This window comes from Microcoleus sp. Z1_B2 (assembly GCF_036700325.1).
GTDB lineage: Bacteria > Cyanobacteriota > Cyanobacteriia > Cyanobacteriales > Microcoleaceae > Microcoleus.
Genome location: NZ_JAUBOQ010000027.1, coordinates 23,909 through 43,077, shown reverse-complemented (window position 1 = coordinate 43,077; position 19,169 = coordinate 23,909). Strand labels below are relative to the sequence as shown.

Annotated in this window: 19 protein-coding genes; 7 read left to right on the top strand and 12 right to left on the bottom strand. The window is 45.8% G+C overall.

Translation table 11 applies throughout. The features are described 5' to 3' along the window. Positions 1-133: 133 nt before the first annotated feature. The 4 genes from QT984_RS17195 to cysC all read right to left on the bottom strand — a co-directional run bounded on the left by QT984_RS17195 (position 134) and on the right by cysC (position 6,692). Positions 134-1,501: an NAD-dependent succinate-semialdehyde dehydrogenase gene (locus QT984_RS17195; RefSeq protein WP_333260228.1), complete on the bottom strand. Its 1,368-nt coding sequence runs from the start codon at positions 1,499-1,501 to the stop codon at positions 134-136. A gap of 433 nt (positions 1,502-1,934) precedes the next feature. Then, entirely contained in the window at positions 1,935-4,259 is a 2,325-nt protein-coding gene (locus QT984_RS17190) for a polysaccharide biosynthesis tyrosine autokinase (RefSeq protein ID WP_333210362.1), read from the bottom strand. 143 nt (positions 4,260-4,402) lie between these two features. After that, a complete protein-coding gene (locus QT984_RS17185; protein ID WP_333053382.1) occupies positions 4,403-6,130 on the bottom strand; it encodes an SLBB domain-containing protein in 1,728 nt (575 codons plus the stop codon). A gap of 37 nt (positions 6,131-6,167) precedes the next feature. Next, positions 6,168-6,692, bottom strand: a complete 525-nt coding sequence (cysC, locus tag QT984_RS17180; protein WP_333053383.1) for an adenylyl-sulfate kinase — start codon at positions 6,690-6,692, stop codon at positions 6,168-6,170. A gap of 345 nt (positions 6,693-7,037) precedes the next feature. Here cysC and QT984_RS17175 point away from each other — a divergent pair, with 345 nt between their 5' ends. From QT984_RS17175 to hetR, 4 genes are all read left to right on the top strand, one after another. After that, on the top strand, positions 7,038-8,831 hold the full coding sequence (locus QT984_RS17175; protein ID WP_333053384.1) for an FAD-dependent oxidoreductase: 1,794 nt from the start codon (positions 7,038-7,040) through the stop codon (positions 8,829-8,831). Positions 8,832-8,935: 104 nt separating this feature from the next. Continuing rightward, positions 8,936-9,163 carry a heterocyst-inhibiting protein PatX gene (gene patX / locus QT984_RS17170; RefSeq protein WP_333053385.1) on the top strand — a complete coding sequence of 76 codons (228 nt, stop codon included), beginning with the start codon at positions 8,936-8,938 and terminating at the stop codon, positions 9,161-9,163. 602 nt (positions 9,164-9,765) lie between these two features. Continuing rightward, complete coding sequence (locus QT984_RS17165; RefSeq protein ID WP_333053386.1) at positions 9,766-9,993, top strand: hypothetical protein; 228 nt, start codon at positions 9,766-9,768, stop codon at positions 9,991-9,993. Positions 9,994-10,846: 853 nt separating this feature from the next. Further along, positions 10,847-11,752, top strand: coding sequence for a heterocyst differentiation master regulator HetR (gene hetR, locus QT984_RS17160; RefSeq protein ID WP_333053482.1), 906 nt, complete (start codon positions 10,847-10,849; stop codon positions 11,750-11,752). A gap of 299 nt (positions 11,753-12,051) precedes the next feature. On the opposite strand, the gene QT984_RS17155 is transcribed toward hetR, so the two are convergent. Beyond that, a complete protein-coding gene (locus QT984_RS17155) occupies positions 12,052-12,918 on the bottom strand; it encodes a TIGR00297 family protein (RefSeq protein ID WP_333053388.1) in 867 nt (288 codons plus the stop codon). Positions 12,919-12,929: 11 nt separating this feature from the next. Between QT984_RS17155 and QT984_RS17150 the strand changes: the two genes are divergently transcribed. Beyond that, positions 12,930-13,361, top strand: coding sequence for a VOC family protein (locus QT984_RS17150; protein ID WP_333053389.1), 432 nt, complete (start codon positions 12,930-12,932; stop codon positions 13,359-13,361). A 33-nt stretch (positions 13,362-13,394) separates the two neighbouring features. Here QT984_RS17150 and QT984_RS17145 read toward each other — a convergent pair whose 3' ends face one another. From QT984_RS17145 to QT984_RS17130, 4 genes are all read right to left on the bottom strand, one after another. Beyond that, the gene (locus QT984_RS17145) at positions 13,395-13,847 is read right to left on the bottom strand and encodes an HNH endonuclease (protein WP_333053390.1); all 453 of its coding nucleotides are present in this window, start codon (positions 13,845-13,847) and stop codon (positions 13,395-13,397) included. A 2-nt stretch (positions 13,848-13,849) separates the two neighbouring features. Next, positions 13,850-14,122 carry a hypothetical protein gene (locus QT984_RS17140; protein WP_333044472.1) on the bottom strand — a complete coding sequence of 91 codons (273 nt, stop codon included), beginning with the start codon at positions 14,120-14,122 and terminating at the stop codon, positions 13,850-13,852. A 145-nt stretch (positions 14,123-14,267) separates the two neighbouring features. Then, positions 14,268-14,879: an alpha/beta fold hydrolase gene (locus QT984_RS17135; RefSeq protein ID WP_333053392.1), complete on the bottom strand. Its 612-nt coding sequence runs from the start codon at positions 14,877-14,879 to the stop codon at positions 14,268-14,270. A 2-nt stretch (positions 14,880-14,881) separates the two neighbouring features. Continuing rightward, complete coding sequence (locus QT984_RS17130; RefSeq protein WP_333053393.1) at positions 14,882-15,499, bottom strand: alpha/beta fold hydrolase; 618 nt, start codon at positions 15,497-15,499, stop codon at positions 14,882-14,884. Positions 15,500-15,817: 318 nt separating this feature from the next. Here QT984_RS17130 and QT984_RS17125 point away from each other — a divergent pair, with 318 nt between their 5' ends. Beyond that, a complete protein-coding gene (locus QT984_RS17125; protein WP_333053394.1) occupies positions 15,818-16,279 on the top strand; it encodes a hypothetical protein in 462 nt (153 codons plus the stop codon). Between the two features lie 104 nt (positions 16,280-16,383). Here the strand turns inward: QT984_RS17125 and QT984_RS17120 are convergent, their stop codons facing one another. Beyond that, complete coding sequence (locus QT984_RS17120; RefSeq protein ID WP_333053395.1) at positions 16,384-17,541, bottom strand: tetratricopeptide repeat protein; 1,158 nt, start codon at positions 17,539-17,541, stop codon at positions 16,384-16,386. Between the two features lie 95 nt (positions 17,542-17,636). On the opposite strand from QT984_RS17120, the gene QT984_RS17115 reads away from it, so the two are divergent. Further along, positions 17,637-17,855, top strand: coding sequence for a YgiT-type zinc finger protein (locus QT984_RS17115; RefSeq protein ID WP_333053397.1), 219 nt, complete (start codon positions 17,637-17,639; stop codon positions 17,853-17,855). Positions 17,856-17,873: 18 nt separating this feature from the next. Here QT984_RS17115 and QT984_RS17110 read toward each other — a convergent pair whose 3' ends face one another. After that, positions 17,874-18,626, bottom strand: a complete 753-nt coding sequence (locus QT984_RS17110; RefSeq protein ID WP_333053398.1) for a hypothetical protein — start codon at positions 18,624-18,626, stop codon at positions 17,874-17,876. A 53-nt stretch (positions 18,627-18,679) separates the two neighbouring features. Beyond that, positions 18,680-19,120, bottom strand: coding sequence for a lysozyme inhibitor LprI family protein (locus tag QT984_RS17105; protein ID WP_333210353.1), 441 nt, complete (start codon positions 19,118-19,120; stop codon positions 18,680-18,682). Between the last annotated feature and the right edge of the window lie 49 nt (positions 19,121-19,169).

Sequence of the window (19,169 nt, the reverse complement as noted above, 5' to 3'; positions counted from 1 at the left end):
TCTCCTCGGTTAATGGTTTTTTTGTCTTTTTCAACCGATCGCAAAAATACTAAATGGGAATTTTTAACCGCAGATAAACGCAGATAAACGCAGACTTATGTAGATTTGTGCGATCGGTTGAGAGAGTGGGAGCTTATTTCACCCACACTGTTTTTATGTTAACAAATTCGTGCATTCCTTGGATGCTCAATTCGCGTCCGTAACCGGAGCGTTTGATACCGCCGAAGGGCAATCTAGGGTCGGATTTTACTAAACCGTTGATGAATACCGCGCCCGCCTCTAGTTCGGAAATAAATCGATCGCTCTCTGAGTTTACTGTAGTCCAAGCTGACGCACCCAAGCCAAAAGATGTGCTATTTGCGAGTTCGATCGCCTCCTCGATGCCTGCAACCCGGAATACTAAAGCTACGGGCCCGAAAAATTCTTCTTGACGGGCAGAGGCATTCGGCGGAATATCTGTCAGAATAGTTGGCAAGTAGAAATTGCCGGCTTTCTCTGACAATGGGCGGCCACCTGTCAGAATTTTTGCTCCCGATTGGATGCAATTTTGCACTTGATTGTCCAAGTCTTTGAGGATGGCGGGAGTAGCTAAAGGGCCGATATCGGTTTCTGGCAACATCGGATCGCCTACTTTTAATTGCTCGAATTTTTCGACAAATCCTGTGATGAATTCGTCGGCTATCTCTTCTGCTAAAATAAAGCGTTTGGCGGCGATGCAAGATTGACCGTTATTGAGCATCCGGGATGTCACAGCAGTTGATAAAGCTGCTGCTACATCGGCGCTCGACATCACAATAAATGGGTCGCTTCCTCCCAATTCCAGCACTACTTTTTTCAAATTTTTGCCCGCATTTGCTGCCAAACTTTCACCCGCTGGTTCGCTACCGGTGAGGGTTGCTGCTTTTATACGATCGTCCGCAACGATATTGGCTACTTTGTCGGCGCCCACTAACAAAGTTTGAAAAACGCCTTCGGGAAAGCCAGCTTCCCTGAAAATTTCTTCGATTTTCAAAGCGCACTGAGGCACGTTGGAAGCGTGTTTAAGCAAGCCGACATTGCCCGCCATCAGCGCCGGCGCCGCAAACCGAAAAACTTGCCAAAATGGGAAGTTCCACGGCATAACGGCTAAAATAGCGCCTAGCGGTTGGTAGCGGACAAAGCTGCTGCTAGCGTCAGTGGTTGCCGGTATGTCTGCCATAAATTGAGCGGCATTTTTGGCGTAATAGCGACAAACTAAGGCGCATTTTTCGACTTCGCCGATCGCAGATTTGAGCGTTTTACCCATTTCCAGAGTCATCATTTCAGCGTAAATTTCGCGATCGCGCTCCAAGATGTCTGCAGCTTTCTGCATCCACAGAGCTCTCTGCTCAAACGGCAGTTGGCGGTATTTTTTAAAAGCTTGCTGTGCTAATTCCAGCTTAGCTTCGATTACCTCATCCGCGATCGGCTCGAAAGTTTTCAGCGTTTCTCCCGTTGCCGGGTTGATAGTAGCAATAGCCATTGTTTCATCTCCTGTGTGAAAAACACAAAACTCCCTGCTAGTTTTGAGCCGAGGCAGGGAGTTGTATCAAGGTATTACAAAATAGGAATTTACCAGCCACGTTTTCTTTCAGATTTTGCTAAGTTGCAAGTGCCGCGATTTGTTTAAATTTCTCTACTTTTTATTATAGTTCAGAGTCTCGATCGCAAATCTTAAGAAAATTTGTCTTTCTGAAATCACGCACAAATCACCAGAACACGCTAGACGGCCTGTTCTGTTCCACAAAAGTTAAATGTTCTTCTGGGGCGTCCCGCCCGCCCCAGACAGCTTGATTCACAATTAAAGGTGCAAGATGGAGGAAATATAAATATCTGATCGGGTGTCCCGCCCGCCTTGCATTCTCAAGAACAGGCCCGACGGCCTGTTCCACTAAACATTTCTCAATTCCTCTCCCTCAAACAGACTGTTCCTGAACGTAATCCTGCACGTAAGACTGATAGTAATACCTGCTGCCTTTATCGTTATTCGCCACCATTCCCAACAGCGGAATTCCCGCCATTTTCAAATCTTCAAAAGCCAACAACAGCGCCTCCCGCTCAGTTTGATGCAGCCCCACTACCAGCATCAATCCGTTAGTGTGAGCCGCCAACAAATTCGCATCCGCCAAACCCAAAAGTGGTGCAGTATCGTAAATAACTAAATCAAAATGACTTGACAAAGCTGCCATTAAATGCTGCATTTTTTTGGAAGAAAGCACCTTTGTGGGATCGAAAGGAACCGGGCCGGAAGTTAACACAAACAAATTTTCATCGCGGGGCGATCGCACAATCACCTGTTGCACATCCAGATCATCAGCAATCACATTGTGCAAGCCTTGCCAATTCGGTAAACCCAGCATTTCGTGTACCTGCGGGCGCCGTAAATCCCCATCCACCAACAGCACTTGCTGCCCCATTGCAGCCGCCGCCCGCGCCAGATTGACTGCTACCGTAGACTTGCCATCACCTACTTGACAAGAAGTAATTACACAAGAATTGATCGGAGTATCAACGTTTAGTAAGCGAATATTCGCATTGAGCGATCGAAAAGCTTCCTGAAAAGCATCCGTCGGCATCGGCGAAATTGCCACATCCACCGGGCTTGTCTCAGCAGGAGGAAGTCTCAAAATTTTATCGCTAGCAGGAATTACCCCCAACAAAGGCAGGCGAATCGACTGTTTAACATCCTCTGGAGTTTGGAACACCGTTTTATTTTTAAACCGTTCCGCCAACTGCGCCGCCAGCATACCAAACAGCATACCAGCCAATCCCCCCAAAGCCAAATTCAAAGGCATAATCGGAGCAACAGCCATCAACTCGCCATTTTTGTAACGCGGAATTTCAGGCTTAGCAATAACTTCCCAAGCCACCTCTTTTTTGCCCACAGCTTCAAGCTGCAAAGCTTGCTGTTTTGCCAGCAAACCATTCAGCGTATTGTTAGTCACGTCCAACTCGCGCTGCAAATCGGAATAGCGCCGCAAAATCACCGGGAATTTTTGAGAGTATTGATTCAACTGCTTAGCAGCTTGTTCCAAAACTTGATTCCGCACGCCCAGCACCTGAATTAAATTAGCAGTACCGATAAACTGCTCGATTAACTTAATCCGCACCGGATCTTGAAAAGCCAGCACTTGTGAATTTACCTTAGCCAAATCAGTTCCCAGAACTTGTTGGGCTTCTTTCTTCAATAAAGGAATCAGGTTTTTGCGCTGTTCTCGCAACAATTGCATTTGCGGAGTTTCGTCTGTAAACGTAGCCGAGTTAATCGCAATTTGCCCTTCTAATTGCTGCAATTGAGTCAGCATCCCTTGATAGCGGGGAGCTTGACTCAGAGCCGAGGCCATCAGCGCTTGCTTCTGGTTTAATCCAAGCTGATTTTGCAGATTGGAATAGAGCAATCTCTGCTGATTGAGCTGCGTTTGCGCTTCCAATCTTTGCGTTTGAAGTTCACTGATTTGCTGCGCGAGTTGTTGCGTTTGAATTTGCGGGTCGATGAAATTGTACTGCTGCCGCAACTTTTGAATTTCTGTTTGCAGAGCTTGTTGGCGTTTTTGCTGATTGGGAATTTTCGATTTTACAAAATCCAGAGTCTGACTAATTTGAGTTGTGGTATCTTGCACGCTGTAGTTGCGGTAGCCTAGCGCAACTTTTTCCAAAACAAACTGAATTTTTTTCGGATCGTAATCCCGATATCTAACTTCGATAATCTTGGTATTTTTGAATCGATTAATTGACAACCTAGTTTCCTGAGAAAACGGCAAATTATCTGCTTTTTGGTTCAAGAGGTAGTTGTAATTTATGTCAGGATACTTAGCCTGCAACTCTTTAACAATCGGCGCCATTACTTGCGGGCTTTGTAAAACTTGAATTTGCGATTCGTAGTCAAAACCAGCATTTTCTGTCGTCGCGGGCGCCGCTGGTTGCAGTTTCAGCTCACCCGAGTAAATTTTGGCTAAAGTATTTTGCGTAACGGCTGGTTCTACTAATAATTGAAAGCGCCCTTCGTACTCGCTTTTTTGATTCAGTGTCCAGGCGAAAACTCCGGTAGTCACTGCCGCTGCTACGCCGATTACTAAGATGGAGCGACTGCGGCAAACTTCCCAAAAAGTTAACTCTTCTGTCTCGGTTTTGTTGCTGCCTAAAAATTGATCTTCTCCATAAAGCCCAGAAGACATTTTTTGCAAATCAGCGGCTTTTTTATGATTAAACAGTGCTACTTGAGATTGTTTCCCTGGTTTCATTTGATTTCTACAACTTATTAGTTTAAACGTCTGTATTGGTGGCGGAGTTTCAGGAAATCGGTTGATTCCTCGATATTGCATTACCAAACCGCAATATTTTCTCTAAATCGGGTTTTTGAGGTCTTAATGCCAGTTTATTCAAATCACCGAAAAATATCGAACAACCGAAATATTCCTAACAGCGGGCTGAGAGGAGCGAGAGTCCCTCCTACATTATCCGAGAACGTAGCGCGACCCGATCGCCTTACCATAATTACATCATTATTTTTCAGTTTGGGATTAGTTTCTTCATTGGCAGTTGCAGAAAAATCCACCTTAACAGTTAGCTGCGAAACGGTGCCGTTAGGATTGAGGCGAATTAAATTCACCGAATCCATTTCTGCCCGCGCTTTATTAAAACCTCCCGCTGCTACCAGCGCTTGATTTAAAGTAGTGTTGGGCACCACCGCAATCGTTCCCGGTTTCACGACTTCTCCTACAATGTTCACCCTAATCGTATCCGGTGAAAAATTAGAATTAGCAACTTGTTCGTCTTGGGTTTCATCGAGGTTTTCGGCTTTGGGGACGATTACTGTATCTCCCTGTTGTAGCGCTAAATCTTGGGATACATCTCCCCCTTCCAAAAGTTGCCACAAATTGACATTAATAATTTGTTCTGTACCCGCCCGCGTCAGGCGGCGAACTTGTATTTGTCGGATATCAGCTACCGGCGTAATGCCGCCCGCCATTTTAATTGCCCTCGTTACAGTTTGCTGCAAAACACTTTCCCCGCCGTTGGTTTCGCTGGCAGCAAACAAACCAGAATTTTCACCCATTTCATTCTCTTGTACCCTACTTTGAGCCTCTTTTGTCAAAGTATAAGTACCGGGGCGAGTTACTTCGCCCACCACAGCAATATTAATTGGTTGAGTGCTTTGTCCGGTAATGTTAGCTACTGCTAAAGTCGGTGCTTCTTGGCGGTTGAGGCTAGTTACAGTGGGAATAAATATAGTATCGCCGTCGCGCAAAGTCATATCGGCCCGCAAATCGCCGTTTTGCAATAATTCCCACAAATCCACACTAATAATTTGTTCCGGTGCGTTGCGCTGGGGGCGGCGGATTTTGATTTGTCGCACGTCTGCTGACTGGGTAATTCCGCCTGCCATTCGCAGAGCCCGCGATATCGTTGGCATTTGAGTTCCCATTTGCTCTGCTGTGCCTCCGGGGCCTGCTGCTGAGGATATTGTATAGGCTCCGGGGCGGTTGATTTCGCCCGCGATCGCAATTTGCAAAGGACGCGGCGCCAGCAGTTTCAGGGTAATCCAAGGGCGTTTGAGGTATTTGCCGTATTTGTCTTTAACAGCATTAGAAGCTTGTTCTAGGGTCATCCCGTACACCGAAACGCTGCCAATTAACGGCAAACTCAGGGAACCGTCGGCCTGTACTTGGTGTTGACCGTTGGGGCCGCTGTATTCCGGGACGTTGAAGATGTCCATTTGAATACGATCGCCCGCGCCTAAAGTGTAAACTTCCGATCGTACACTTGAAGGTTCAGTTGCCGGAAATCCCGGAAATCCCGGCGCTGCGGGTACTGGTACAGGAACAGGAGAACCCGCATCCGCAGGAGGAGGAGGAGGAGGCATAAACTGGGCCGCTGCAGGAGATGAACCCACCGCCGCCAGCACTGACACTGTTAAACTTTGAATCATTAAACTTTTGACAGCATTGCTTGCCCAATAACTTAGCTTGCAGCTTTTGCTGGAAATGTCTCCCTGAGCCCCTCTTCTTGCAGGAAATGGGAGAAATTCTTCACCCTCCCTCTCCGCGAAGGGAACACAAGGGTGAGCTTTTTTCTCAAGTTGCACGCCGTGCGAATAACTTTTCACCACCATCGCTTTTTGCCCCTATCCTCATCCAACCCCGCCAACATCAAATGTAACCCAACTGTTCTAACTTGGTCAGAACTTTTTTAACACTCTCTTCCACAGTTTCTCGCTCTGTGTAACAAATAATCTCAGGATTAAGCGGTTCTTCATAAGGATCGTCAATTCCCGTAAAACCCTTAATTTCTCCTGCTCTCGCCTTAGCGTATAACCCCTTGACATCGCGACCTTCGCACACTTCTAACGGCGCTGTGATATATACTTCAACAAAATGGGGCTCCATTGCTCTAATTTCGTCGCGAATTGCTCTGTAGGGGCTAATAGCTGCGGTCATTACGGCTACTCCATTGCGGCTCAGCAGGTGAGCTACAAATCCAATCCGCCGAATATTAGTATCTCTGTCTTCTTGGCTAAATCCCAAACCTTTTGACAAGTTGGTGCGAACGACATCTCCATCTAATATTTCCACTTTGCAACCTCTTGCCTTCAATTCAGGTTCGAGAGCTTTGGTGATAGTTGTCTTGCCGGAACCGCTCAGCCCGGTGAACCACAAAATAAAACCTTTTTCCATTTTCAATTGCTTGGTTAGTAGTGAGTAGTGGGGAAATTACGCGACGTATGACTTTAGTGTCCCGGTTCCCCATTTTCTGATTCTTTTTGATTTGAGATGCGATCTGACTTTCACAATAACTAATTTTTTTTTTTACCGCAGAGGACGCAGAGGACGCAGAGGTAGAGGGAAGAGGAGAAAGAGGTAATTTTAAAATCTGTAGGGTGCGCCGCCTGTGTACCCTTACATTCAATGGGCGCCAACGCCGAACATCTATCCTCTGGGTGCTTGTGGTCGCACCTTACATGATGAATGAGCCTCTTGCAATCTAAAATCTAAAATCTAAAATCTAAAATGGTATTGCCCATGTCTTCGGTCTTAAAAGCAGATGTTTTGGTAGTCGGTGGCGGCACTGGCGGCACTGCCGCAGCCGTGCAAGCAGCCCGCCGAGGGGCCAAAACTATTTTAGTAAGTGAATTCCCCTGGCTGGGAGGAATGCTGACTTCTGCTGGCGTTTCTGCCCCCGATGGCAATGAATTAGCAGCTTTTCAAACTGGTTTGTGGGGCGCGTTTCTCCGGGAACTCCAGCAGCGACAGCCGGGAGGTTTGGATTGGGGCTGGGTAAGTTTTTTTACTTACGATCCCCGCATCGGTGCTGAAATTTTTGCTGATTGGGTTAAATGTTTGCCGAACTTACAGTGGATTTCTGGACAAATCGCTCATGATGTGCTACGGGAAAGATCTCGCATTTCTGGCGTTCGGTTTGCAGATTTTACTGTTTCGGCCAAAATCACTTTGGATGCAACGGAATTGGGAGATTTGCTGGCTTTAGCGGATGTTGGGCACCGCTGGGGTTGGGAATTCCAAGCCGAGTGGGGAGAACCCAGCGCGCCGGCTGCCTCTAATGCTCTCACAGAGCGTTATTCGGTGCAAGCTCCGACTTGGGTGGCAATTATGCAGGATTTTGGTAAAGGTGCGGTGGCGCCAGAAATTCCCGCGCCGCCTGTTGAGAATCTCGATCGATTTATCGGTGCTTGGGACGGTTACACTCCCGAACAATTTCTCAATTACGGCAGGCTTCCGGGGGGATTGTTGATGATTAATTGGCCGATTCGAGGTAATGATTATGGTGAAGGAGTCGATCGACTAATTGCATCTAAAGCATCTCGACAAGAATTCCTCCAAGAAAGTCTCTGGCACAGTCAAAGTTTCGCCCGCTTCATTCAAACGCAACTCGGCCCCCGCTACGGCCTTGCACAGAATATTTTCCCCCTTTCAACGATCGACAATCAACAAAATTCTTCCCTTCTTTCTTCCTTTGCCTTACATCCTTACTACCGAGAAAGTCGGCGCTTGCGGGGAGTACAAACAATCAGAGAACAAGATATTTTGCCTATTGTCGGTGGCAGAGTCGCGAAGTTGCCGATAAATTCTGAGGGCATTTGTGAAACAATTGCGATCGGGAACTATGCCAACGATCACCACTACACCAGTGGCGACATTCCCTTGCAGCCAAAATCGATCCGCTGGGGCGGCCGCTGGACTGGAACTCCGTTTACCATTCCTTACAGCGCGCTAATTCCTGCGAGTACGGACGGTTTGCTAGTCTGCGAAAAAAATATTTCCGTATCTCACATCGCTAACGGTGCAACTCGCTTGCAACCGACGGTAATGAATATTGGACAGGCGGCGGGGATGGCGGCGGCTTTGTGCGCGGAATCTGGATGTCAGCCGCGGGAGTTGCCGGTGAGAGTTTTGCAGGAAGCTTTGCTGCAAGATTCCGAGGCGAGTGCGGCGGTTATTCCTTTATTTAATTTGACACGGGATCGATCGGACTGGCTGGAGTGGCAACGCTATTATCTCGATCGACCCCAAGCATATCCCGCCAGCGGCGAATGTCAGGAGTCAGTAGAAAAACCAAGCAGTCAAACAGCAAATACCCACAGCCAATTTTCTGGCATTTTCCGTCGCCTCGGCGAACAAGACTGGACACTAACGCTGACAAGCCCCGCATCTGCGGCCGGTCAAACTTGGCAACTCGTGACTTTGGACTCGGAAACCGACAAATTTTTACACAATTGCGAAACCGAAAAGCCTCTGACAGTATGGGGCCGGCTGAATTCGGCAGGTGCTTGGCTGCTGGCGGTAGCAGTAGAATAGAAGAGGTGAGGTTTTTTGCAGAGATCCGAAAATTCACAGAAATTTATCCTGATAGATCGGGGAGAGTCCGTATCAGTTAATAGACACTGACACGGATACTACCCATGCAAACTTACACACCAGTTGCTTTACTGAGTCTTTTGGACGTTACTTTGAGCGCCACTGTCGTTCGAGCCTTTGAATCCCTCGTCGGACTGCTGGAAGTTGCCACCGCTTCATACATTTTATCCGCCCAAACCGAACAAAGGGGCGATCGTTCTCCTGAAAGAGGCAGCGGACGCCGAGAGTTCAGTGAACCTAATCTTTACACTCATCAACTACAAGCATTTTAATGACATTGGACGAAAGCGATTTCCGTTATTGAGTTAGTTTCTGCCGCCCGTGTCGAGCGCTGAATCTGATTTCCTGGGATGATAGTTTTTCTGGTTTCCAAGGCAACTGCATTTCTTGTTTACAGTCATTAGGATATTCTTTTATGTGATGATAGCATATAAACCTTAAACCGCCATCTATCGAGACATTGAAGCTCGTATTTGGCGGTTTTGTATATTATTGCAACCTTCTGGGTAGTGCAATTAGGATTTTTTTTTACTGAAGCAAGAAATTTTATTTCATTTTACATCGACTTCTGGCTGCTCTCATAGATCAGATGCTACGCATCTAAAGTGTCTGTTGCTTCGGAAGGGGGAGAGGGTGAGAAAGGGAGAGGGAAAGATAATTTTCCGCTTTTTATACAATGATTTTAGGAGACAATTTAAAGGCGCGATAGCTTAACTAAAGCCTTTTTCCTTCTTTCTTTTTCCTTCTTCCTTATGATTCCTGATTCCTGATTCCTGATTCCTAATTCTCTAGTTTGATAATTTCAGGGAAATTCATCCTGATAGGCCAGGGTAAATGTCGTATCTCTAAATAGATACTGAGACGAATACTACCCATGAAAACCTACACTGCAATTGCTTTACTGAGCCTGTTGGGCATTACCTTGAGTGCCAGCGCCGCTCAAGCTTTTGAATCTCCACTCCCCATGCTCGAAACTGCCACCGCCCAATATATGTTGTCAGCCCAAACTCAACAAAAGCCCGAGCGTCCTATTAAGAGGCGAGGCAACCGCAGGGATTTTACCGAGTCTAATGTTTACACTCATCCGCTACAAGATTTCTAATCGCACTGGAGGCAAGTGATTACCACAAGTGAGTTGCTTTGGGTCGTTCATTCGATCGCTCGATCGGATTTTCTGGGATTCTAGTTTTTCAGGTTAAGCGACAACTGCACTTTTTGTGGACAGTTATTAGGAGATTTTTTTTAGTGTAAAAAATGTTAGCATATAAACGCGGAACCGCCATCTACCTAGAGATAGATTCTAGTATGTGGCGGTTTTGTATTGAAAACGCTTCAATTAAACAAGCACTAACCACAGGCCTCGGATCATCTGGGTTTTTCAACCGATATCCCTCGCCCCCCACGCCTTATTTTGGCGTTGCACAATTTGAGGCGGATTTTTGTGGGCTGTCCCGCCTGCTGTGAAAATACAGCGGACTGGCTACGATATCCCATCCCACCAAACTATCAAAATCTTCCCGCAATTATGCAACAGCCTTATTTTAGTTGATAAAACCGGGTTTGGGCATCCATGACTATTCAAGAATTAGGGGCTCGGAGTCGCCTCAAATTCCTGGCATCGCAACAGTTATTTACCTTCTCCCCCCCACAGGTAGGGTTTAATTTTCAACCGCTGCACTATAATAAACGTGCGATAACTAACTTATATATAGGTAAACTGTCAGCGCAGAGGGTGCAGCAATCTACTTAAATTGGCCACCAATAAGAACCACTTATGCGGTGTTGATAGCCTTTAAGCCCATGCCCCTGTTACCTCAGGGAAATTAACTAACCTGAATATTAGGGTAGCTGGCAAGCTTTCCGGCAACAGTCGGCTATGCTTGATTCGGCGCTCTCGCAATAATTTAATGGAGGATGACAAAATGCCTCCTAATTTGGCTATTTCGGGGATAGTGATGAAAAATGACTCTTTAGATCTGGTCAAAAGCCTCAGCCCTAGTGCAATGGATCAGATCATGCTATATCTGGCGTTTAGCGCCATGAGAACCAGTGGGCACAGGCACGGGGCGTTTCTAGACGCGGCCGCAACGGCGGCTAAGTGTGCCATTTATATGACTTATATTGAGGAAAAAAACAACCTGCGGATGACCGGACACTTGCATCACATTGAGCCTAAACGGGTGAAGGTGATTGTTGAAGAAGTCCAGGAAGCTCTGACTCAGGGAAAATTGCTGAAAATGTTGGGTTCGCAAGAACCTAGATATTTGATTCAGTTTCCTTATGTCTGGCTGGAACAGTATGGTTGGATGCCGGGACGCCCTCGCATTCCGGGAAACAATTTGACTGTAGATGAAAAAAAATATCTCGAAGGCAAGATTCCTCCGAATCCGCCGGATGCTCAACTGATCAATTCTTTTCAGTTTATGGAGTTGATTGAGTTTCTGCACAGGCGATCGCAAGAAGATATGTCTCCAGAAAGGCGAATGCCTTTGAGCGAAGCTCTAGCAGAACACATTAAGCGGCGCTTGATCTATTCTGGGACAGTAACTCGCATTGATTCTCCTTGGGGAATGCCGTTTTATGCCCTCACTCGCGCTACTTACTCTCCGGCAGAGCAGGAAGAGCGGACATTTACTATGGTTGAGGATACGGCTAGATATTTCCGGCTGATGAAGGATTGGGCGGAAAAACAACCGAATGTGATGCGAATTATGGAGACTTTGGATATTCCGCCGGAACGGCTCGACCAAGCTCTTGAGGAATTAGATGAAATTATTCGCAATTGGGCCGATCGCTATCACAAGCGGGGAGAACCGACGATGATTTTACAAATGGTTTTTGGGCCGCAAGACGACGCTTAGTTTGATTAACTATTAATCATTAGTCATGAGTTGATTGCTTGAGACTAATGACTAATGATTAATAGCTAATAGCCCTGGACGGGGCCACCGGCTTTTTTTCCAAAAATACTTTGTTATATCATGTCCGATCGAGTGACCGCGATTAAAAGGGCGGGTTTTTGAGATTGTCAATTATTGACAGATATTTTTCGTGAGGGGAGCCCCTACCGTATTAGGGGTAATCGACCGGACGTAATATTAATCGTTTGAATTCTCGTAAAAAACTAGGTTTCTTGGGGCGCGAATGCGTCCAGGATTAACTAAGTTAAAAAAGCTCTCCAGGTCGCAGCTAAAATAATCGCTGCGATCGCTCCTATGAGTGTATTAAAAAAATTTACCACCTCGTTGGTCAGCCACTCAAACTTTGATTGCACCGTCGCCCCAATCACGCTCTCGATGTTCGTGGCAATAAAAGCCGCAATAACACAAAAAACAATTCCTGTCAAGTCAATTAAACCGACGGCCCAACTCAAAAGCGCAATCAAAATTGAGCCGACAATACCTGCGATCGTTCCTTCCAAACTTACGGCCCCTTCCGTACCCCTAGGTACAGGCTGCAAGCTGGTAATCAAAAAAGTCCGCGAACCGTAAGCTTTGCCGATTTCGCTGGCGCAGGTATCGGAAAGTTTGGTGCAAAAACTCGCCGCGTAACCCAGCAATAACAGGGAAATAGCATCTTGTGGCACAGGCATCTTGCCTGTCTCTGCTAAAACAGACATCTTGCCTGTCTCTCCTAAAACAGACATCTCGCCTGTATCTCCTAAAATAGATAATGCCAAAACTCCCAAAGCGCAAAAAGTAGCGGTTAAAGCCGAACCCCAGACATTTTCTGGGCCTCTGGCGCCTGAACGCTTTTCGGCTATGCCTTCTGCTTCTTTTTGGGCTTTGCCGATGCGCGTAACTCCCGATCCGACAAGAAAGTAAAACATCACGACAGCATAGCCTTGCCATCCCAAACAGCCCCAGATGAGGACGCCCAATACCCAGCCGTGAAATTGCCCAGCAGGAGTGAGCAATTTTTTAGGAGCAATGGTGGCGATCGTGAGTAAAAATGTATTTAGGGCGATCGCCACCAACCAAGGATTAGACCAAGATAAATAATTAAAGAACAATTCTGAATTCGGCATTTAGTACCTCCATGAACCAAGTCTTATTTCATCTTGCCTTTCCCGTGACCGATATTGCCCAAACCAAAGCGTTCTACGTAGACGGGCTCGGCTGCGACCTAGGTCGCGAATCGCCAAATTCTGCGATTATGGGCTTGTGCGGCCATCAAATTGTCGCCCACGTCAGCCACGAACCTTTGACGCCTCAGCGAGGCATCTACCCCCGGCATTTTGGGTTAATTTTTACTTCCGAAGCTGACTGGGAAGCGTTGCTAGAAAAAGCCCAGCAAAACAAGTTAAATTTCTATCAAGAACCGAGACGGCGATTTGTCGGTTTGCCTACAGAACACCGTACTTTCTTCTTAGAAGATCCTTTCCACAATATACTTGAGTTCAAGTATTATTGTGAAGCTGAAGCAATTTTTGGTCGCAGCGAATACGCTGAAGTTGGCGATGCTGTTTGATTGCTGCGCGAAATAACAACCAGTTGCAGCATATCAACTTTCGGATTGAATCAAATCACCTGCTGGTGGATGTCGCCCTATAGCTTTGTCAGCAGTACGAATATTAATAACTCTTTCTCGATTTAAGACTAATGCTGTAACTGTAGCTCGTCCAATTGTAGTTAAACCAACTATTGATAATCCATCCGCCGACCAAATAAAATGTTCGTTCCAGGTATCTAGTCTGGGATTAAACAATGGTACTTCTACACTCGACTGGGTATCTATGGCTGTAGTTTTATCGGATTTTTGACGGTTGCAATGAAAGCAAGCTAGTGCCAAATTGTCAATATTGTTACTCCCTTTTTTAGTGAGAGGAATGATGTGCTCGATCGTAAACTCTACATACTGCCATTGTTCGGAAGCATGGCAATATTCACACAGACAGTTTGCTCTCTGACGAACTTGATTTTGGATATTCTCAGGAATTTGACGGCGAGCTGACATTTCTATACTGTAGGCTGAATCTGGCCCAAGAAAAGATTGCGGACAGTTCGATTGACAAAACTGAGGTAATCGTCGATTTCTTCGTAAAGATTCAGTTCTTGGTCTTCTTCGGGATTGAGTTGCAAATTTTGTTGTTTTTCCAACAGTTCTTCTATGCGATTTTTGACTGTTGTAGAGGCTCGAAAAATCGGTATTCCTTCCACTAATTCAATGCGAACGGCTCCTTCTATAGGCAGAGTGTCTCGCAGCTTTTCCAGTTTTGGCAGGACGATCATAATTGTTGATTTTATGGGTGTCAATTAAGATTATATCAATAAATTTTAAATCCGTCTAGCTAGACTCGAAAATACCGAAGACCGAACCCCTACTTTTAAAAAAAAATCGAGGTTTTCAAAGCAGAGCGTTTTACTTTACAGCCAGCTATTTATCAATCTTTAATGGTTCTGACAGTGCTTCAGCGACCGCTTTTAAACTGCTGGAATGCCTCGCCATCATGGCATGGGCAAAAACCGACAATTTTACTTCTTTGGCAACAGATATTTGGGAACTAGAAGCCGGTACGATGATGAAATCCCAATCTGTCCAAATCGAAGTAAAATTGAGCTTTTCCAACAAGGCAGAATCTCGATTTAAATCTTCCAGAAAAGCACTGCCGGGACGCATTTGGATACAGCCTTTTCCCCAGAGAGTGTAAGCCATCCAAGTACCGCTGTGAGGAGAAGATATGGCAATAAAGCGCTGCACTCTGTTAATGCCGCCTAACCTTTGCAGGTAGTAGCGAGTTACTAAACCGCCCATGCTCAATCCTACTATATCTAGATGCTGTTCGGGCGCAAAGGTTTTGTCTATATAATCTGCTATTTGTTGGGCTAATTCGTCTATGCTGGCGTTGCCCCAATGGGGCGAGAGATTGAGGGTGTAGACTGACCATCCCAGTTGGGTCAGGTAGGCAGACATTTTGTGAAAAATTCCCGATTTTCTGAAGATTCCGTGAATTAGCAAGACTGGGTTGCGGCTGAAATTGCTATTCATTTTTAAGTGGGAATTTTATTTTCTATAGGTGCTTTGAGTTCTTCAACTATTGCGTTAATACTTAGGGGTTCTGTCACCATTTGGCGGTGCAGCAAAACGTTGACTTTAACTTCTTTACCTACTGGCATTTGGGAGCTGTTCGCCGGTACAATCATTATGTCAAATGGCGTCCACATTGATGTAAAGTTTATGCGTTTGAGCATTGTCACATCTTGATTTAAATCGCGCAGCAAGCCACTATCGGGGCGCATATCCAGGTATCCTGGTAGGCGTAGGGAATAGGCGGTGAGGGTGCCGTGGTGGGGGGAAGAGAGGGTGATGAAACGCTGTACGCGGTTGATTCCTCCGAGTCGCTGGACGTAGTAGCGGCTGACGATGCCGCCCATGCTGTAGCCTACTATGTCTAAAGATTGTTCTGGGTCGAAGGTTTCAGAGATGTAGTCTGCGAGTTGCTTGGCGAGTAAGTCGAGGCCGAGGCTACCGTCGTTGGGGGTGAGGTTGAGGCTGTGGACTGACCATCCAAGTTCGGTGAGGCGGGCGGACATTTTGCTGAAAATCATCTTTGTGTCCCAGATGCCGTGTATCAGGATGACGGGATTGCGATCGAGCGAACTGTTCATTTGAAAAGAAAATTGCTTGCTAATTACAGCATAAATCACTCCCCTAGGGAGTTTTACCCGTACTAGGACAGCTAGCGAATCGGATCGAGGTACGATCGACAATGAGTGGGAATCCCTAACAAATTCTGAGATACTTTGTAAATAAGTGCAAAGCAGTGCGAGTATTTATACCTAAAATTTGCTTTGATGAGCTAGCTTAGATACAGCAAAATGTAAATTTTGATTAAGAAATGTAGACAAAAGTTGCCTTACCTCGTAGTCTAATTTTGTTGACAAGCTTGTAAAAATTTCTCTAAAAGAACAAAAGGAGTAAGTCTAATGTTTGGTTTTATCAAAAATTTCTTCGGCGGTATTTTCGGCTTTTTCGGCAGACTATTGGGCTTGAAAAAGTCTGAATATTTCCTAGATTTGGGCGAATCTGGAACGAAGGAACCAGCAAAAGTTGCGCCTGCGAAGGCTGAGCCTGTTGCGATCGCACCGGCAAAAGTTGAGCCTGTTAAGTCTGAGAAGTCTGAGAAGTCTGAACCTGCTAAGAAGGCTAAGGTAGAGAAAAAGTCTAAGAAAGACAAGGAACCAGTCGCTAGCGTTCCTGCTAATACTCCCGAACCTGCGAAGGTACCTGCGGTTGCAGCAACTAACGGCAAAGTGCCGAGTCAAGCTGAACCGAATCGGACTTTTGCTCCTAATAATTTAATGCCGACACCAACTGGAAGTCGTCGGAGCCCTGGCCCCAGCATGAACAATTTCCGGGAAATGGCTCGTCAGGTGAAAACGAAGTAGGAAATTGGGAATTGATAATAGGGAATTGGGCATGGGATAATTCCCAATGCTGGCGTTAACAATTTAAAAATGGGATTGCTCATTTTTAATTTTAACTATTTGTTCTATTCCCTATTTTCTGAGTTTCTGAGGAAGGCTAATCCGCTGTATAGCTGAAAAGCTGAGTCCCAAGGAGTTTCGGATTTGCGCTCGACTTCTATATGAGATTCGATCTTGCTCAACATATTAGTGTAATCGAGCACTGTCTCGGCAAAGGGCGTAAATTCTGACCAAACTGTAACGTCAAGCTGGCGATCGAATATTTCCAATAAGTTATTCCAGTTAATTCTGGTGGTACTTTGAGGAATTTGTTGAGAGTTTTTGACTGTCGATGTTTTGTTTTTCGGGTTCGGTGAAGTGGGAAGTTCGGCTGAAACTTTGGTAAAGTCAACTCCTTGTTGAAATTCGTAACTTTGGTCGCAAATTCGCAGAATGCAGTTTCTGCTGGGAATGTGTAAGTCACAGATTTGAGCGTAATCTTGCCGGATTTCTCTGTGGCGAAATTGATCCTTTCTTCGGTTGGGCGAGTAGTCCATGACTTCGATGAACATCGGCAACAAGCCTTCTACTCTTTGGGTAACTTCTGACCAGCTAAATTCGATCGCACCGAGTCGTGAGAGTTTATCTTTGCAAACAACGGCTGGAGAAGAGAGAGACTGGAAGTGTTGCACTCGGAAGATTTGGATTTTTTGAATATCGCTTAAGGTTGCCCAAAATACGGGAATGCCGGCGTTGAGGAGTTCTTGACCGTAAATTCGCAGTTCGGCGATGGGGCCAGTTTTGTAGAGTCTCCAGCCACGGCTTTGGATTTGCATCCGGGTGGTGTAGGCGTCGATTTTAAAGATTCTGCTGATATTTTGTACGACTGCGGCTTTGTTTTCGGGACTCACGGGTTCGAGGATGAGGAGTCCGGGTTCGAGGTTGCTGGGGTCGTTTTTAGCAGTTTCTATGGCTTGTTGGCGGAGGTTTTGTTGTGCGGTTTCAATCCGTTGAATAGCTTGGCGGGTCTGGGAGACGATTTTGGGGTTGGTGATGTCGCGGAGTATTTGTTTGTAGGTTGTTTGGGCTTTTTCGAGCTTGTTGGTGAGTTCGTAGTAGCGGGCGATATAGTATTGTACCCACGGATTTTCGGGGGAGTCTTTTTGTAGTTTTTTGATGAGTTGGGCAGCTTGTTTGTATTCTTTACCATCGAGGGCGGCGACTATTTCTTTGATGTCTGTCATGGCGATTGGGGGAATGGCGTTGTTTCTATCTTGGCTGATGTTTGGGTGGTTTCGCCACTGGTTAAAAAATTTTGCTGTTGTGTTAACTTATAGATATGATATGCCGGAAAGAAACAATGGTGGAACAAAAAGTAACTTACACGCTTGAAGTCAATGGTAAGTTTATTATCATTGAAAATGTTCCTGCTAGAGTGTGTGTGGAAACGGGAGATCGCTTTTTTTCACCTGAAACTGTGGAACAGTTGCAAAAGATGATTTGGGAAGAGAGAAAGCCTATTAGGGTGATTAAAACACCTGTTTTTGAGTTTGCTTAGCACTTGGTTTAAATTGAGTTAAAGCTGATTGGAATTAACGCTTAATGTGTAAGTACCTTTGCTTGTGCGATCGCCTCCTTTAACAACTATTTTATAAGTGCCGTTACTAGGCAATTTTACGGTGAGTTGAGACTCTCGGCGATTCTGGGAGTTGCCTGTTTTTTGGGCAATATTTTTGCCGCTGGTGTCGAACAGTGTTATGTTGTGGTCGAATGCTCTGCTTTTGAGGTCGATCGTCATAGATTGACCTGCGCGTCCTTGAAAGGTGTGTTCGCTCTTGTCGCCGTCTTTGAGGGTTCCCCGCTGCTGTAGGAGGGAAAGGGATGTGAGTTTTGGTCGATCGACATTGCTCAATTCTAAGCCGTAATTGGTCATGGGTACATCGAGGCCATTTCCGTTTCTGACTGCGATGATAAAGGCTGTTTTGTTGTTGGGGTCTCGGACTATTTTGTCAATAAATTGGGATTGTATTTGTTTTGCTGTTAGAGGTTTAGGTTGGTTGAAGTTGGGTTGTGAGGTACAGAAAAGCACGGATCCGTCTAGATAGCGGGCGGCGTAGAACCAATAGTTTTGACCGTTAGTTGTAAATTCGTTTCTGCTAAAGATAGTGAATCTTTCAAGTTGCGGTAATTGCTGGTTGCTCTGGCAATTTTTATCGATGTATATTTCGTTGGCTGATGGCTGTCGCTGGGCGAAAACTGCTGGGACGGTGGTGGTGACAATTGCTGAGATGAGGGTGAGGGTGAGGGGGAAGGGCGATCGGGTTTTCATAAATACTTGTTTCTATTTATTGTTGTCAGGTATTGTACGCTGTACTTCCTATTCTATCTCTGTTTTAAATACTTTTCTAATTCCGCAGTGCGCTGTTTCGTCATGCGATCCAAACATTCATTGAGGAAACCTCCATAACCCGTACCGCCACGATTTTTATAAACTTCAAATTCACAGGTTTTATCTCTTAACTGAATCCACCCTAATTGTGCTTCGGAAAGTTGCGCCCGCTCTTCGCCGCTCAATTGGGAAATCAGTTGTTTGTAAATCTCGTTCAGTCGTTTATCCGAGGCTTCGTAATTCAACCGAATACAAGCTCTGACTTGCACATCTCCTTGCGGGCGATCGCAATTAATCTGTTGAGCAATGGGAAAGCTCGGAGATTGTGCAGAAACTGATGTTGTACTGAAAATTGCTACAAGCGCGTGAAGCGAAGCTATCCCGTAGGGAATCGACCAAAAGCGCGATCGACCTTTCCTCAACTCTATTTTCATGACTCGTCAACCCATTTATCTGATAATTCCTCTTAACACGAGACAGAGT

Coding starts and splice junctions, on each gene's coding strand:
- QT984_RS17195 (WP_333260228.1), bottom strand. CDS start 1,501: ATGGCTATTGCTACTATCAACCCGGCAACGGGAGAAACGCTGAAAACT.
- QT984_RS17190 (WP_333210362.1), bottom strand. CDS start 4,259: ATGAAACCAGGGAAACAATCTCAAGTAGCACTGTTTAATCATAAAAAA.
- QT984_RS17185 (WP_333053382.1), bottom strand. CDS start 6,130: ATGGTGGTGAAAAGTTATTCGCACGGCGTGCAACTTGAGAAAAAAGCT.
- cysC (WP_333053383.1), bottom strand. CDS start 6,692: ATGGAAAAAGGTTTTATTTTGTGGTTCACCGGGCTGAGCGGTTCCGGC.
- QT984_RS17175 (WP_333053384.1), top strand. CDS start 7,038: ATGTCTTCGGTCTTAAAAGCAGATGTTTTGGTAGTCGGTGGCGGCACT.
- patX (WP_333053385.1), top strand. CDS start 8,936: ATGCAAACTTACACACCAGTTGCTTTACTGAGTCTTTTGGACGTTACT.
- QT984_RS17165 (WP_333053386.1), top strand. CDS start 9,766: ATGAAAACCTACACTGCAATTGCTTTACTGAGCCTGTTGGGCATTACC.
- hetR (WP_333053482.1), top strand. CDS start 10,847: ATGAAAAATGACTCTTTAGATCTGGTCAAAAGCCTCAGCCCTAGTGCA.
- QT984_RS17155 (WP_333053388.1), bottom strand. CDS start 12,918: ATGCCGAATTCAGAATTGTTCTTTAATTATTTATCTTGGTCTAATCCT.
- QT984_RS17150 (WP_333053389.1), top strand. CDS start 12,930: ATGAACCAAGTCTTATTTCATCTTGCCTTTCCCGTGACCGATATTGCC.
- QT984_RS17145 (WP_333053390.1), bottom strand. CDS start 13,847: ATGTCAGCTCGCCGTCAAATTCCTGAGAATATCCAAAATCAAGTTCGT.
- QT984_RS17140 (WP_333044472.1), bottom strand. CDS start 14,122: ATGATCGTCCTGCCAAAACTGGAAAAGCTGCGAGACACTCTGCCTATA.
- QT984_RS17135 (WP_333053392.1), bottom strand. CDS start 14,879: ATGAATAGCAATTTCAGCCGCAACCCAGTCTTGCTAATTCACGGAATC.
- QT984_RS17130 (WP_333053393.1), bottom strand. CDS start 15,499: ATGAACAGTTCGCTCGATCGCAATCCCGTCATCCTGATACACGGCATC.
- QT984_RS17125 (WP_333053394.1), top strand. CDS start 15,818: ATGTTTGGTTTTATCAAAAATTTCTTCGGCGGTATTTTCGGCTTTTTC.
- QT984_RS17120 (WP_333053395.1), bottom strand. CDS start 17,541: ATGACAGACATCAAAGAAATAGTCGCCGCCCTCGATGGTAAAGAATAC.
- QT984_RS17115 (WP_333053397.1), top strand. CDS start 17,637: ATGATATGCCGGAAAGAAACAATGGTGGAACAAAAAGTAACTTACACG.
- QT984_RS17110 (WP_333053398.1), bottom strand. CDS start 18,626: ATGAAAACCCGATCGCCCTTCCCCCTCACCCTCACCCTCATCTCAGCA.
- QT984_RS17105 (WP_333210353.1), bottom strand. CDS start 19,120: ATGAAAATAGAGTTGAGGAAAGGTCGATCGCGCTTTTGGTCGATTCCC.